Here is a 13235-nt window from a genome sequence, read left to right on the forward strand (position 1 = left end):
AGAGCAGGAGAGACTCGCATGACCATCAACTATCAATTCGGTGATGTCGACGCGCACGGCGCCACCATCCGCGCGCAGGCCGCGTCACTGGAAGCCGAACACCAGGCCATCGTTCGCGATGTGCTTGCCGCCGGGGACTTCTGGGGCGGCGCCGGCTCGACGGCCTGCCAGCAGTTCGTCACCGAGCTGGGCCGCAACTTCCAGGTGATCTACGAACAGGCCAACGCCCACGGCCAGAAGGTGCAGGCGGCCGGAAGCAACATGGCCAGCACCGACAGCACTGTCGGATCCAGCTGGGGCTAGTGGCGATCGCAAGCGCGGCGAAGCCGGGCGCGGCGGGTCGCCACCATCGGGCTAAGGCGTCACGAGAATCTTGCAGTGCCGCTCGGGGTCGGCCAGGTCGTCGAAGGCCTGGCCGACGCCGTCGAGCCCGACCTCCCCGGTGATCACCGGCGTGACGTCGATCTCGCCCTCGGCCAGCGCGCGCAACGAGTCGCCGAACTCCTCCGGGTTGTAGGCGAGGACGAACTGCACGCTGATCTCCTTGGCGATCGCGAAGAAGGGATGCACGGTGTCGGCCTGCATGCACACCCCCGCGACAACCAGGCGGGTGCCGGGCCGCGCGCGGCGCAGCACGTCATCGATGATTCCCGGGACGCCGATCGCCTCGAACACGACCGCGGCCTTGACGGAGTCGAAGGGTGAGCCCTGGGCCGCGTCCAACGTCCGGTGCGCGCCCATCGCGGTGGCCAGCTCGCGCCGCTTCGGGGAAAAGTCGGATGCCACAATGGTTTCCACGCCGCGCGCTCGAAGGGCGGCGATGATCGCGATCCCGATCGGACCGCAACCGAGCACCAGGGCGGTCTCGCCCGGCGTGATGTTGGACTTGTTGACGGCGTGCAATCCCACCGCCATGGGTTCGGTCAACGCGGCATGCTTGTAGTCGAGGCCGTTGGGGATGGGCAACAGCAGCGGCGCCGAGAGCAGCATCCGTTCGGCGTAGCCGCCGATCGTGCTGTTGCTGTAGACGATCGGCTCGACGCCCTTGGGAGACAACAGAACCGGAATCGAGGTCACCATGGTTCCCGGCGGATGGGTGTCCGTATCCGGTCCGGCTTCGAGCACCTCGGCGCTGAACTCGTGACCCATGTAGACGTCGCTGTTCAGGTCGACGCCCATGCCACCGGCGTCGGCGGCCACCTGGGCCGTCATCTCCATCACCTCGTCGCCGTGGGCGGCGAAATGCAAGTCGGAGCCGCAAATTCCGCACGCCCGCACGCCGACCAGCACCTGACCCGGGCCCGGCACCGGTTCGGGCACGTCGTCGCGGTAGACCATCCGTCCGTCTCGTAACACCGCAGCGCGCATCAGCTTTCCACGCCTTTCTGTTCGTCGACGTGCTCGGTGATGGCCTTGACGATGGCATCGCCGGCGCGCCCGATCAATTGGTCGCGCATGCCCCTGGCCCAGTCGTGTGACGACCGCGAGGCCTCGAGCTGTCCCTTGAAGTAGGGAATCACCTTGCGGGCCATCAGGTCATAGCAGTGGTACGTCGCTTCCGGTGAGGCCCAGTCGTGTCCGAGCATCAGCAGTGTCCCGAAGCCGCCCGACCGTTCGAGCAGGTCTTCGATGTGCGCGATCGCGTCGTCCGGCGTGCCGATGCAGCAATTTCCCTTGGCCGCATAGTCCGCCACGAACTCATACGGCGTCTGCGCCTCGCCGTCGACCTCGTTGGACAGCGGCACGAAGCCCGCCGCGCCGAAGTAGTTCGCGAAATCCTGTAGCCCGTACGTGCAATCCTCGATGGCCTGCTCACGGCTGTCGGCAATGTGCATGATGCTCAAGACGCGCCACGAAGTCCGGTCTGGCTCGTCGCGGCCGACCTTGGCGGCCTGCTCGCGCACCACCTCCCAGGTGTTCTCCAGCGCGGCGTAACCGCCCGGCACGGACATCGACAGCGAGAGCAGCGACGTGCCCAACGCGCCGGCCAGCCGCGGGCCGGACGGGGAAATCATTGCCGCCGTAGATATCTCCGGGTAAGGCCAGGTGAAAGGGCGGATGTGCAACTGGGCGTCGCGCAGCGTGAACCAGTCGGTGTGCCGGTCGACCCGTTCGGACGGACCCGCGCGAAACAGCGCCAGGATCGCCTCGAGGGATTCCTGCATCATGTGTCGCTGATCGACCGGGTCGATGCCCATCATGTACGCGTCCGACGGCAGCGCGCCGGGCCCGGTGCCGAACATGACCCGGCCGCGGGTCAGGTGGTCCAGCAGCACCCAGCGGTCGGCCACCATCAGCGGGTGGTGGTAGGGCAGCGACACCACTCCGGTGCCCAGCCGGATGTGCTTCGTGCGCTCCGCCGCGGCGGCGATGAACACTTCCGGGCAGGCGATCAGCTCGTAGCCACCCGAGTGGTGCTCGCCGAACCAGGCTTCGTCGAAGCCGAGGCGGTCCAGCGCGACGACGCGCTCCATGTCGTATTCCAAAGCGACCGTGGGGGATTGGCCGGTCGGATGAAAAGGCGTGATGAAGACGCCGAAACGCAGCGGGACACCCATTACCATTCCACTCCTTTGAGGAACTCGAGCAGTGCCGCGTTGACTTCGTCGGGCCGTTCTTGCTGCAGCCAATGTCCGGCCCCTTCGATCAGCACCTCGCGGTATGGGCCGGAGATCACCTCCGAAACGCGGTCGCGACTGGTGAAGGACAGCACCGGGTCGCCGGTTCCGGCGATAAAGAGGCACGGCACGCCAATCTTCGCGCCGTCGAGATCGGCCGTGGTCTCCCAGTTGCGGTCGAAATTTCGGTACCAGTTCAGGCCGCCGGTGAATCCCGTACGGGAGAACTCCGCGATGTAATGGTCGAGCTCGTCCTGGCTGATCCAATCCGGCAGCCCGTCCGGCTCGGGAAGCCGATCGATGAAGCCTTCGGGCCCGGGGGCGGCCATCCGCAGCAGCGCGTCCGCGCCGCCGGAACCGTTGAGGCCGCCCATCATCCGTCGCATGGTGCGGGCGGGGTCGCCCCCGAGTTCGGCGTCGGCGACGCCGGGCTCCTGGAAGTAGAGAATGTAGAAGAAGTTTTCACCGAAGAGCTTGCGCCACGCCCGCGTCGGCGCCACCTGCGAGCGGGGCAGCGCCGGAACGCTGAGCGCGGCGACCGCCGCGACCCGGGCGGGGTGCAACAGCGGCGCATGCCACGCGACGGGCGCGCCCCAGTCGTGTCCGATCCAGACGGCGCGCTCGGCGCCGACGTCGTCGAGCAATCCGACCAGGTCGGCGGTCAACTCGTGAATGTCGTACGCCTCGATCGGGTCCGGACGCGACGATCCACCGTAGCCGCGCTGATCGGGTGCCAGAACGTGATAGCCGGCCTCGGCGAGGACCGGTATCTGGTGTCGCCATGAATAGGCCAACTCGGGAAAGCCATGGGCCAGGATCACCACGGGCGCGCCGCGATCTCCCGCCTCGGTCACCCGCAATTGCACGCCATTTGTGTCTACTAACCGCTGGGTTGACGAAAGCACGGTTTCACCAAATCACAAGGACACCGGGCAGAGAAGGCCTTTCTTTATCGCCTGTGTAATCCGCCCCATAATTTGGGCATGCGATTGGACCACGTGGTTCTTTGGACGAGGGACGCGCGCGCGGCGGTGGATTTCTACACGAGAGTGGTCGGGCTGACGCCGGAACGTTTCGCGGAGTTCGAGGCCGGCGAGGCGCCGTTCCCGAGCGTGCGGGTGTGCGACGACTCCATCATCGATCTGATGCCGGTTGAGATGGCCTCGTCCGCGGTGGCCGAGGGAAGTGCCGGCCACCCCGTCAACCACGTCTGCCTCGCGCTGTCGAAAGCCGAATACGACGCGTTGGATGAGCGCCTGCAAGCCGCCGGCGTGGACACCGGCGCACGGCTCACCCACAGCTTCGGGGCCCGAGGGTGGTCACCGCAGACGTACTACTTCGCCGACCCGGACGGCAACGTCGTCGAGGCCCGCTACTACGAGTGACGGCTCGGGTGGGTGTGCCGAGCGTCACGCCAGCGCGACTGTGGCCGTTCAAAGCCACGCTGGCGTGACATTCGGGAACTGCCGCTCGTTGATTCGTGAAGACGGTGGCGTGCCGCTGCCTCCCGGCTCTGCCGGGGCTGGCAGCAGCCGCTAGCGGTAGCCTGGACATTTGCAGCTTCGTGTATCGGGGAAGGACCTGGCCGACGAGGCCGATGATTGATGAACCGGAAAAACGTGATTCGCACCCTCACGGCGATCGCCGTTGTGGTGCTGCTGGGTTGGTCGTTTTTTTACTTTAGCGACGACACCCGCGGTTACAAGCCCGTCGACACCTCGGTGGCGATGGCCCAGATCAGCGGCGACAACGTCAAGAGCGCGCAGATCGACGATCGCGAGCAGCAGCTGCGGTTGACCTTGAAGAAGGGCAACAAGGACACCGACAACTCCGACAAGGTCATCACCAAATACCCGAGCGGATACGCGGTCGACCTGTTCAACGCGCTCAACACCAAGAACGCGAAGGTCAGCACCGTCGTGAACGAGGGCAGCATCCTGGGCGAGTTGCTCGTCTACGTGCTGCCGCTGCTGTTGCTGGTGGGCCTGTTCGTGATGTTCTCCCGCATGCAGGGCGGCGCCCGGATGGGCTTCGGATTCGGCAAGTCCCGGGCGAAGATGCTCAACAAGGACATGCCCAAGACCACCTTCGCCGACGTCGCGGGCGTCGACGAGGCGGTCGAGGAGCTCTACGAGATCAAGGACTTCCTGCAGAACCCCAGCAGGTACCAGGCACTGGGCGCCAAGATCCCCAAGGGCGTGCTGCTCTACGGCCCGCCCGGAACCGGCAAGACGCTGCTGGCCCGCGCCGTCGCCGGCGAGGCCGGGGTGCCGTTCTTCACGATCTCCGGCTCCGACTTCGTCGAGATGTTCGTGGGTGTCGGCGCGTCGCGCGTGAGAGACCTGTTCGAGCAGGCCAAGCAGAACAGCCCGTGCATCATCTTCGTCGACGAGATCGACGCGGTCGGCCGCCAGCGCGGCGCCGGGCTGGGCGGCGGCCACGACGAGCGCGAGCAGACGCTCAACCAGTTGCTGGTCGAGATGGACGGTTTCGGCGACCGCGCCGGCGTCATCCTGATCGCGGCCACCAACCGCCCCGACATCCTCGACCCGGCGCTGCTGCGGCCCGGCCGCTTCGACCGCCAGATCCCCGTCTCCAACCCCGACCTGGCCGGCCGCCGGGCCGTCTTAAGGGTGCACTCCAAGGGCAAGCCGATCGCCCCGGACGCCGACCTGGACGGGCTGGCCAAGCGGACCGTCGGCATGACCGGCGCCGACCTGGCCAACGTCATCAACGAGGCGGCGCTGCTGACCGCGCGCGAAAACGGCACCGTCATCACCGGCCCCGCACTGGAAGAGGCGGTGGACCGGGTGATCGGCGGCCCGCGCCGCAAGGGCCGGATCATCAGCGAGCAGGAGAAGAAGATCACCGCCTATCACGAGGGCGGGCACACGCTGGCGGCCTGGGCGATGCCGGACATCGACCCGGTCTACAAGGTGACGATCCTGGCCCGCGGACGCACGGGCGGGCACGCGGTGGCGGTGCCCGAGGAAGACAAGGGCCTGCGGACCCGCTCGGAGATGATCGCCCAGCTGGTGTTCGCGATGGGCGGGCGCGCCGCCGAGGAACTGGTGTTCCGCGAGCCCACCACGGGCGCCGTGTCCGACATCGAGCAGGCCACCAAGATCGCGCGCTCGATGGTCACCGAATTCGGGATGAGCTCCAAACTGGGCGCCGTCAAGTACGGCACCGAGCACGGCGACCCGTTCCTGGGTCGCACCATGGGAACGCAGGCCGACTACTCCCACGAGGTCGCCCGCGACATCGACGACGAGGTGCGCAAGCTGATCGAGGCCGCGCACACCGAGGCCTGGGAAATCCTCACCGAATACCGCGACGTGCTCGACACGCTGGCCGGTGAACTGCTGGAGAAGGAAACCTTGCACCGGCCCGAGCTGGAGGGCATCTTCTCCGGCGTCGAAAAGCGCCCGCGGCTAACCATGTTCGACGACTTCGGGGGCCGCATCCCCTCGGACAAGCCGCCGATCAAGACGCCCGGCGAGCTGGCCATGGAGCGTGGCGAGCCGTGGCCGCCACCGGTCGCCGAGCCGGCCTTCAAGGCGGCCATCGCCGCGGCCAGCGAGGCCGCCGAGGCCGCCCGCGCGGAGGCCGACAGAAACGCCAACGGCCCCAACGGTTCTCACGGCGGCCAGCCCGGAGGCAATCGAGAGCCCGCTCCGCACGGTCCGACCCAGCCGGACTACGGTGCGCCGGCGGGCTGGTATGCGCCGGGATGGCCGCCGCCCCAACAGCAGCAACACCAGCCCAACTACTGGTATCCGCCCGCGCAGCCCCCGCAGCAGCCGTATTGGCCGCAGCCGGTGCCGAGCTATCCGGGCCAGCCGGGCCCGCCGGCCCATCCGCCCTACCCGCCGTACCCGCCCTATCCGCCGCCCGGTCAATCCCATCCGGATGCCGGAAAGTCTCCGGAGAAAGAGGATGACGACGTGAGCCGGTCCAACCCGCCGGCGCACGGCTGACGAACGGAGGATTCGATGGCTCTCCCGGATTTGGAGCCCGATTTAGGGCCGGGTACCCACCAGGCGACTCCGCGCATCCGGGCGTTCGACCAGCAACGCGCCGAGGCGGCGGTCCGCGAGCTGCTTTATGCGATCGGGGAAGACCCCGATCGAAATGGCTTGCAAGACACCCCCGCCCGCGTCGCGCGCGCATATCGGGAGATGTTCGCCGGGCTTTACACGGACCCCGACAGCGTCCTGAACACCATGTTCGACGAGGACCATGACGAGATGGTGATCGTCAAGGAAATTCCGCTGTACTCGACCTGCGAGCATCACCTGGTCTCGTTTCACGGGGTGGCCCACGTCGGCTACATCCCCGGCCGCGACGGCAGGGTGACCGGCCTGTCCAAGATCGCCCGACTGGTGGACCTGTACGCCAAGCGGCCCCAGGTTCAGGAGCGGCTCACCAGCCAGATCGCCGACGCCCTGGTGAAGAAGCTCGATCCGCGCGGGGCGATCGTCGTCGTCGAGGCGGAGCACCTGTGCATGGCGATGCGCGGCGTCCGCAAGCCCGGCGCCGTCACCACCACCTCGGCGGTCCGTGGCATCTTCAAGACCAGTCCCGCCTCCCGGGCCGAAGCGCTCGATCTCATCTTGCGCAAGTGAGCCCTTTGAGGCCGATGCCCGTGCAGGTGATGGGAGTCCTCAACGTCACCGACGATTCGTTCTCGGACGGCGGGCGCTACCTCGATGCCGACGACGCCGTCGCCCATGGCCTGGCGATGGTCGCCGAGGGCGCGGGCATCGTCGACGTCGGAGGCGAGTCGACCCGGCCCGGGGCCGTCCGCATCGACCCGCGGGTCGAGGCGTCGCGAGTGGTGCCCGTCGTCAAAGAACTTGCCGCGCAAGGCATTACCGTCAGCATTGACACCATGCACGCCGACGTCGCGCGGGCCGCGCTGCAGAGCGGCGCGCGGATCGTCAACGACGTGTCAGGTGGTCGCGCCGACCCGGCGATGGCCCCGCTGCTCGCCGAGGCCGGCGTGCCGTGGGTGCTGATGCACTGGCGGCCGGTGTCGCCCGAGCGCCCGCACGAGGCCCCGCACTACCGCGACGTGGTGGCCGAGGTGCGCGGTGAGCTGCTCGCCACCGTGGACGACGCGGTGGCCGCCGGTGTCGATCCCGACAAGCTGGTGATCGACCCCGGCCTGGGATTCGCCAAGACGGGGCAACACAATTGGGCGCTGCTGCACGCGCTGCCGCAGCTGGTGGCCACCGGGATTCCGGTCCTGTTGGGCGCGTCCCGCAAGCGGTTTCTCGGCACCTTGCTGGCCGGACCCGACGGGTCGCCGCGACCGCCCGACGGGCGCGAGACGGCGACCGCGGTGATCTCCGCGCTGGCCGCCCTGCACGGGGCATGGGGCGTGCGGGTGCACGACGTGCGCGCCTCCGTCGATGCCCTCAAGGTTGTCGAGGCCTGGACTCAGAATGGCTGATCGAATCGAGTTGCGCGGCTTGGCCGTTCGCGGCCGGCACGGGGTCTTCGAACACGAGCGCGCCACCGGCCAGGATTTCGTCGTCGACATCACCGTGTGGATCGACCTGGCCGACGCCGCCGCGAGCGACGACCTGTCCGACACGTACGACTACGGCGCGCTGGCGCAGCTGGCCGCCGACATCGTCGGCGGGCCGGCGCGCAAGCTGATCGAAACGGTCGGGGCCGAGATCGCCGACCGGGTGATGGACGACGGGCGCGTGCACGCCGTCGAGGTGGTCGTGCACAAGCCGCAGGCCCCCATCCCGCAGCAGTTCGCCGACGTGGCCGTCGTGGTGCGGCGGTCGCGGCGCGGCGGTCGCGGTTCGGTGATCCCGGCCGGTGGGGCAGTGTGACGCGCGTCGTGCTGTCCATCGGGTCCAACCTGGGCGACCGGTTGGCCCGGCTGCAGTCGGTCGTCGACGGGCTCCAGAAAGGGGGGGCCGCCGTCGTCGCGGTGTCTCCCATCTACGAGACCGATCCCTGGGGCCGGGTGGATCAGGCCCCGTTTCTCAACGCGGTGCTCGTCGCCGACGACCCCGCGTGCGACGGGCAGGCCTGGCTGAGCCGGGCGCAGGAATTCGAGCGGGCGGCGGGACGGATCCGCGGCGAGCGCTGGGGCCCGCGCTCCCTCGACGTCGACCTGGTTGCCTGTTACGCCGACGGCGACACGGAAGTGATCACCCGCGAGCCCAACCTGACGCTGCCGCACCCGCTGGCCCACCTGCGCGCCTTCGTGATGGTGCCGTGGCTGGCCATCGAGCCGGACGCGCGCCTGACGGTGGCCGAGGGGCGCCGCCCCGTCGCGCAGCTGCTTGCCGAGCTCGACCCGGCCGACCGGGCCGGCGTTCGGCTGTCCAACCTGACGCTCGAGCTCGGCAGAAACCCGGAATCGGACGCCTGATGGGCCCGACCCGCAAGCGTGACCTGACGGCCGCGGTGGTCGGCGCTGCGGTGTTGGGCTACCTGCTGGTCGTCTCGCTGTATCGCTGGTTCCCGCCCATCACGGTGTTGACCGGGCTGCCGCTGCTCGGTGTGGCCATCGCCGAGGCGCTCTGGGCGCGTTATGTGCGGGTCAAGATCAACGACGGCGAAATCGGCGCCGGGCCCGGCTGGCTTCACCCGCTGGCGGTGGCGCGCAGCGTGGTGGTGGCCAAGGCGTCCGCCTGGGTGGGCGCGCTGGTGCTGGGCTGGTGGGCCGGGGTGCTGGTGTACTTCCTGCCGCGGCGGTCGTGGCTGCGGGCGGCTGAGCACGACACCCCCGGCACGGTGGTGGCCGCCGTCAGCGCGCTGGCGTTGGTCGTCGCCGCGCTGTGGCTGCAGCATTGCTGCAAGTCTCCGCAGGATCCGACCGAGCACGGTGAGGGTGCGGAAACCTGACGCTCCCGGCGGCCCGGCGCTCAACGGGGTTGGGAATCGCCGGTGCCGCGCGACACGCGGAGTGACCTCGCGCAGGTACTCTCAGGCCATGACCGTTCTGTCCCGCGGCGCCCGGGTTCGGCGCGGCGGCCGCAGGCCGGGGTGGGTGCTCTTGACGGCGTTGCTGGTCCTCGCGATGGGAGCCAGTTCCGCACTGGTTTTCACCAATCGGGTGGAACTGCTCAAGCTCGCTGTAATCCTGGCGCTGTGGGCCGCAGTCGCCGGCGCCTTCGTTTCGGTGCTCTACCGCCGCCAAAGCGATGCGGACCAGTCCCGCGTCCGGGACCTGAAGCTGGTCTACGACCTGCAGCTGGACCGGGAAATCTCGGCCCGCCGCGAATACGAGCTGACCGTGGAGTCGCAGCTGCGCCGCGAGCTGGCATCCGAGCTGCGCGCCCAGGCCGAGGACGACCTGGCGGCGCTGCGCGCCGAACTGAGCGCCCTGCGCACCAGCCTCGAGATCCTGTTCGACACCGACTTACAGCAGCGCCCCGCGATCGAGACCCACGAGACCGAGGCGCCCCGCGGCCGGGCATACAGCGAGTGGGAACGCAACGGCGAGAGCAACCCGGATTGGGTGCCCAGCGATCGCGTCGCGTCGGTCGCCCGGGACAACCCGCCCGGCCACCCGGACGAAGCCGCGATCATCGACGTGCCCGAGGAGCCGCTGCTACCGCCCCGGCAGCCGCCACCCCTGCGCGAGCGGTTCGGTTACGACGTCCGCCAAGACGCGCGGTACGTCGTCTCCCAGGAGCCGCCGTACATGACGCCGCCGCCGGCGCCGGAGCAGCCGAGATACGAGCAACGCCAGCCGCCGCCCCCGCCCCGACCAGAGCCGCAGCCGCAGCCGCAGATGCAGGACTGGCAGCCCACCGCCGCGGGTGCCGAATCGCCGGGCGGGCGGCGCGCCCGTCATTACGGCGCCGAGGAAACCCTGGATGGCTCGCCCTTCGAGCACCCGCAGGCACCGCCCTATGGCGAGACCGGCCGGCGGGCGCGGTCGCGCCACTCGGCGGAATATCGCGACTACGGCGTGCGCAACTTTCCCCCGCAAGCGGGCGGTACCCCCACGGCGACGAACGAGCCCGCGCCGCCGCCCCCGCCGCAACCGGGACCGCCGCCGCCCGCCGCGCCGCCGCCACCACCGCAGATGGCCCCTCCGCCACACGCCGAGGCCGCGCCCCGGCATCGCGGCACCGACCCCCTGGCCCGGGGCTCGGATGGAGCGGACGACAGCCCGCCCAGCGGCGGCCAGTCCGTGGCCGAACTGCTGGCGCGGCTGCAGGTCGAGCCCTCCGGCGGCGGTCGCCGCCGTCGCCGCGACGGCTGAGCTGGGAGCTTCCTCACATTGGGCCTGCACTGAGAATCGACTAAAGTCTTAGTGACCGTCCGGTACCCGCGCATGGGACTGGAACGAACCAAGAAAGCTATGAGGTCGTCTGCGATGGAGCAGTTCGACGGACTGCGCCCGGCCCGGCTCAAGGTGGGAATCATCTCCGCCGGGCGCGTGGGCTCCGCGCTCGGTGTCGCGCTGGAGCGCGCCGACCACGTCGTCGTGGCGTGCAGCGCGGTCTCGCACGCATCGCGCCAGCGGGCGCAACACAGGTTGCCCGATACGCCGGTGGCATCGCCGCCGGACGTGGCCGCCAACGCCGAGCTGCTGCTGTTGGCGGTTCCCGACAGCGAACTCGCCGGCCTGGTGTCCGGGCTGGCGGCGACCGCGGCCGTGCGCCCCGGCACGATCGTCGCGCACACCTCCGGAGCCAACGGGGTCGGGATACTGGCGCCGCTGAGCCACGACGGCTGCATCCCATTGGCCATTCACCCCGCCATGACGTTCACCGGCTCCGACGAGGACATCAGCCGGCTGCCCGACACCTGCTTCGGGATCACCGCGGCCGACGAGGTCGGGTACGCGATCGCGCAGTCGCTGGTCCTCGAGATGGGCGGGGAGCCGTTCTGCGTCCCCGAGCAAGCCCGAGTGCTCTATCACGCCGCGCTGGCGCACGCGGGCAACCACATCGTGACGGTGCTCGCCGACGCGATCGAGGCGTTGCGGGCCGCGCTGCGCGGCAGCGAACTGCTCGGCCAACAGAGCGTCGACGACCAGCCGGGCGGCCTCGCCGAGCGCATCGTCGGACCGCTGGCCCGGGCGGCGCTGGAGAACACCCTGCGTCGCGGGCAGGGCGCCCTCACCGGGCCGGTCGCCCGCGGTGACGCCGCCGCCGTCGCCGAGCACCTGGCCGCGCTGGCCGACGTCGACCCCGACCTGGCCCAGGCGTACCGGGTCAACGCGTTGCGGACGGCTCAGCGCGCGCACGCACCCGCCGACGTCCTCGAGGTGCTGGCGCGATGACGCCCACCTTCAAGCCCGGCGAACTCAACGTCTACTCGGCGCCGCGCGACGTCGCCGACGTCAGCCGCGCGCTGCGCCACACCGGCCGGCGCGTGATGCTGGTGCCCACCATGGGCGCCCTGCACGACGGGCACCTCGCCCTGGTGCGGGCCGCCAAGCGGGTCCCCGGCTCGGTGGTCGTGGTCTCGATTTTCGTCAACCCGCTGCAGTTCGGGGCCGGGGAAGACCTGGACGCCTACCCCCGGACCCTCGATGAGGACGTCGCGTTGCTGCGCGGCGAGGACGTCGAGATCGTGTTCGCGCCCACCGCGGCGGCGATGTACCCCGACGGCCTGCGCACCACCGTGCACCCCGGCCCGCTGGCCGCCGAACTCGAGGGCGGCGCGCGGCCGACCCATTTCGCCGGCGTGCTGACCGTAGTGTGCAAGCTGCTGCAGATCGTGCACCCGGACCGGATTTTCTTCGGCGAGAAGGATTACCAGCAGCTGGTCCTAATCCGCCAGATGGTGACCGACCTCAACATCGACGTGGCGGTGGTCGGCGTGCCCACCGTGCGCGAATACGACGGCCTGGCGATGTCGTCGCGCAACCGCTACCTGGACCCGGCGCAACGCGAGCTGGCCGGCACCCTTTCGGCGGCGCTGACGGCGGCGGCGCACGCCGCGCCCACGGGCGCGCAGGCGGCGCTGAACGCCGCTAACGCCGTGCTGGACGCCGTGCCGGCGATCAGCGTCGACTACCTGGAACTGCGCGACGCGAACCTGGGCCCGCTGCGGCCCGGCGCGCCCGGCCGGCTGCTGATCGCCGCCCGCCTGGGCAGCACCCGACTGCTGGACAACATCGCCATCGAAATAGGAGCAACACCGCCGGCACCCTCGGGGCCGGACGCTTATCGGGAGACCCTCGAATCTCATTGGAGGAATTGATGTTACGGACCATGCTGAAGTCGAAGATCCACCGCGCCACGGTGACGCAGGCCGACCTGCACTACGTCGGCTCGGTGACCATCGACGCCGACCTGATGGACGCCGCGGACCTGCTCGAGGGCGAGCAGGTGACCATCGTGGACATCGACAACGGCGCCCGCCTGGTCACCTACGCGATCACCGGCGAACGCGGCAGCGGCGTGATCGGAATCAACGGCGCCGCAGCGCATCTGGTGCACCCGGGCGACCTGGTGATCCTGATCGCCTACGGGACGATGGAAGACGCGGAGGCGCGCGCCTACCGGCCGCGGATCGTGTTCGTCGACGCGGACAACAAGCCGATCGACCTCGGCGACGACCCGGCCTTCGTGCCCGCTGATGCGGCGGAGCTGCTCGACCCCCGGATAGTCGCGAGTTAGC

Annotated in this window: 15 protein-coding genes; 12 read left to right on the forward strand and 3 right to left on the reverse strand. The window is 69.5% G+C overall.

What is annotated here, in order from left to right; all coding sequences use genetic code 11:
- Positions 1–18: 18 nt before the first annotated feature.
- The gene (locus AWB92_RS27965) at positions 19–303 is read left to right on the forward strand and encodes a WXG100 family type VII secretion target (RefSeq protein ID WP_085191491.1); all 285 of its coding nucleotides are present in this window, start codon (positions 19–21) and stop codon (positions 301–303) included.
- 51 nt (positions 304–354) lie between these two features.
- Here the strand turns inward: AWB92_RS27965 and AWB92_RS27970 are convergent, their stop codons facing one another.
- The 3 genes from AWB92_RS27970 to AWB92_RS27980 are packed head-to-tail and all read right to left on the reverse strand — an operon-like array spanning position 355 to position 3523.
- On the reverse strand, positions 355–1368 hold the full coding sequence (locus AWB92_RS27970) for a zinc-binding dehydrogenase (RefSeq protein WP_085191493.1): 1014 nt from the start codon (positions 1366–1368) through the stop codon (positions 355–357).
- Positions 1368–2558 (reverse strand): LLM class flavin-dependent oxidoreductase, encoded by a 1191-nt coding sequence (locus AWB92_RS27975; RefSeq protein WP_068104141.1) that lies wholly within the window; start codon positions 2556–2558, stop codon positions 1368–1370. Before AWB92_RS27975 ends, AWB92_RS27970 begins: the two co-directional genes overlap by 1 nt.
- Positions 2558–3523 carry an alpha/beta hydrolase gene (locus AWB92_RS27980; RefSeq protein ID WP_142282356.1) on the reverse strand — a complete coding sequence of 322 codons (966 nt, stop codon included), beginning with the start codon at positions 3521–3523 and terminating at the stop codon, positions 2558–2560. Before AWB92_RS27980 ends, AWB92_RS27975 begins: the two co-directional genes overlap by 1 nt.
- A 78-nt stretch (positions 3524–3601) precedes the next feature.
- Here AWB92_RS27980 and AWB92_RS27985 point away from each other — a divergent pair, with 78 nt between their 5' ends.
- The 11 genes from AWB92_RS27985 (at position 3602) to panD (ending at position 13234) form a co-directional block, all read left to right on the forward strand.
- Positions 3602–4003, forward strand: coding sequence for a VOC family protein (locus AWB92_RS27985; RefSeq protein WP_085191497.1), 402 nt, complete (start codon positions 3602–3604; stop codon positions 4001–4003).
- 219 nt (positions 4004–4222) lie between these two features.
- A complete protein-coding gene (gene ftsH, locus AWB92_RS27990; protein ID WP_085191499.1) occupies positions 4223–6598 on the forward strand; it encodes an ATP-dependent zinc metalloprotease FtsH in 2376 nt (791 codons plus the stop codon).
- Positions 6599–6613: 15 nt separating this feature from the next.
- Complete coding sequence (gene folE / locus AWB92_RS27995; protein WP_085191501.1) at positions 6614–7246, forward strand: GTP cyclohydrolase I FolE; 633 nt, start codon at positions 6614–6616, stop codon at positions 7244–7246.
- A 5-nt stretch (positions 7247–7251) separates the two neighbouring features.
- Entirely contained in the window at positions 7252–8076 is an 825-nt protein-coding gene (gene folP, locus AWB92_RS28000; protein ID WP_142282360.1) for a dihydropteroate synthase, read from the forward strand.
- Positions 8069–8470 carry a dihydroneopterin aldolase gene (gene folB / locus AWB92_RS28005; protein WP_068185551.1) on the forward strand — a complete coding sequence of 134 codons (402 nt, stop codon included), beginning with the start codon at positions 8069–8071 and terminating at the stop codon, positions 8468–8470. The genes folP and folB overlap by 8 nt, the downstream gene beginning before the upstream one ends.
- Complete coding sequence (gene folK, locus AWB92_RS28010; protein ID WP_085191503.1) at positions 8467–9018, forward strand: 2-amino-4-hydroxy-6-hydroxymethyldihydropteridine diphosphokinase; 552 nt, start codon at positions 8467–8469, stop codon at positions 9016–9018. The genes folB and folK overlap by 4 nt, the downstream gene beginning before the upstream one ends.
- Complete coding sequence (locus AWB92_RS28015; protein ID WP_068128779.1) at positions 9018–9494, forward strand: DUF3180 domain-containing protein; 477 nt, start codon at positions 9018–9020, stop codon at positions 9492–9494. Before folK ends, AWB92_RS28015 begins: the two co-directional genes overlap by 1 nt.
- A gap of 88 nt (positions 9495–9582) precedes the next feature.
- Positions 9583–10863, forward strand: coding sequence for a DUF6779 domain-containing protein (locus AWB92_RS28020; RefSeq protein WP_085191505.1), 1281 nt, complete (start codon positions 9583–9585; stop codon positions 10861–10863).
- A gap of 114 nt (positions 10864–10977) precedes the next feature.
- Positions 10978–11889, forward strand: a complete 912-nt coding sequence (locus tag AWB92_RS28025; protein ID WP_085191507.1) for a DUF2520 domain-containing protein — start codon at positions 10978–10980, stop codon at positions 11887–11889.
- On the forward strand, positions 11886–12815 hold the full coding sequence (gene panC, locus AWB92_RS28030) for a pantoate--beta-alanine ligase (RefSeq protein WP_085191509.1): 930 nt from the start codon (positions 11886–11888) through the stop codon (positions 12813–12815). The genes AWB92_RS28025 and panC overlap by 4 nt, the downstream gene beginning before the upstream one ends.
- Positions 12815–13234 (forward strand): aspartate 1-decarboxylase, encoded by a 420-nt coding sequence (gene panD / locus AWB92_RS28035; RefSeq protein WP_068185538.1) that lies wholly within the window; start codon positions 12815–12817, stop codon positions 13232–13234. The genes panC and panD overlap by 1 nt, the downstream gene beginning before the upstream one ends.
- Position 13235 lies beyond the last annotated feature (1 nt).

This window comes from Mycobacterium sp. IEC1808, assembly GCF_002101935.1.
Classification (GTDB): domain Bacteria; phylum Actinomycetota; class Actinomycetes; order Mycobacteriales; family Mycobacteriaceae; genus Mycobacterium.

Bases quoted from the DNA above. Each gene is read 5' to 3' on its own strand.
- AWB92_RS27975 (WP_068104141.1), bottom strand. From the start codon at position 2,558: ATGGGTGTCCCGCTGCGTTTCGGCGTCTTCATCACGCCTTTTCATCCG.
- AWB92_RS28025 (WP_085191507.1), top strand. From the start codon at position 10,978: ATGGAGCAGTTCGACGGACTGCGCCCGGCCCGGCTCAAGGTGGGAATC.
- AWB92_RS27970 (WP_085191493.1), bottom strand. From the start codon at position 1,368: ATGCGCGCTGCGGTGTTACGAGACGGACGGATGGTCTACCGCGACGAC.
- AWB92_RS28020 (WP_085191505.1), top strand. From the start codon at position 9,583: ATGACCGTTCTGTCCCGCGGCGCCCGGGTTCGGCGCGGCGGCCGCAGG.
- panD (WP_068185538.1), top strand. From the start codon at position 12,815: ATGTTACGGACCATGCTGAAGTCGAAGATCCACCGCGCCACGGTGACG.
- AWB92_RS27965 (WP_085191491.1), top strand. From the start codon at position 19: ATGACCATCAACTATCAATTCGGTGATGTCGACGCGCACGGCGCCACC.
- folB (WP_068185551.1), top strand. From the start codon at position 8,069: ATGGCTGATCGAATCGAGTTGCGCGGCTTGGCCGTTCGCGGCCGGCAC.
- panC (WP_085191509.1), top strand. From the start codon at position 11,886: ATGACGCCCACCTTCAAGCCCGGCGAACTCAACGTCTACTCGGCGCCG.
- ftsH (WP_085191499.1), top strand. From the start codon at position 4,223: ATGAACCGGAAAAACGTGATTCGCACCCTCACGGCGATCGCCGTTGTG.
- AWB92_RS28015 (WP_068128779.1), top strand. From the start codon at position 9,018: ATGGGCCCGACCCGCAAGCGTGACCTGACGGCCGCGGTGGTCGGCGCT.
- AWB92_RS27985 (WP_085191497.1), top strand. From the start codon at position 3,602: ATGCGATTGGACCACGTGGTTCTTTGGACGAGGGACGCGCGCGCGGCG.
- folE (WP_085191501.1), top strand. From the start codon at position 6,614: ATGGCTCTCCCGGATTTGGAGCCCGATTTAGGGCCGGGTACCCACCAG.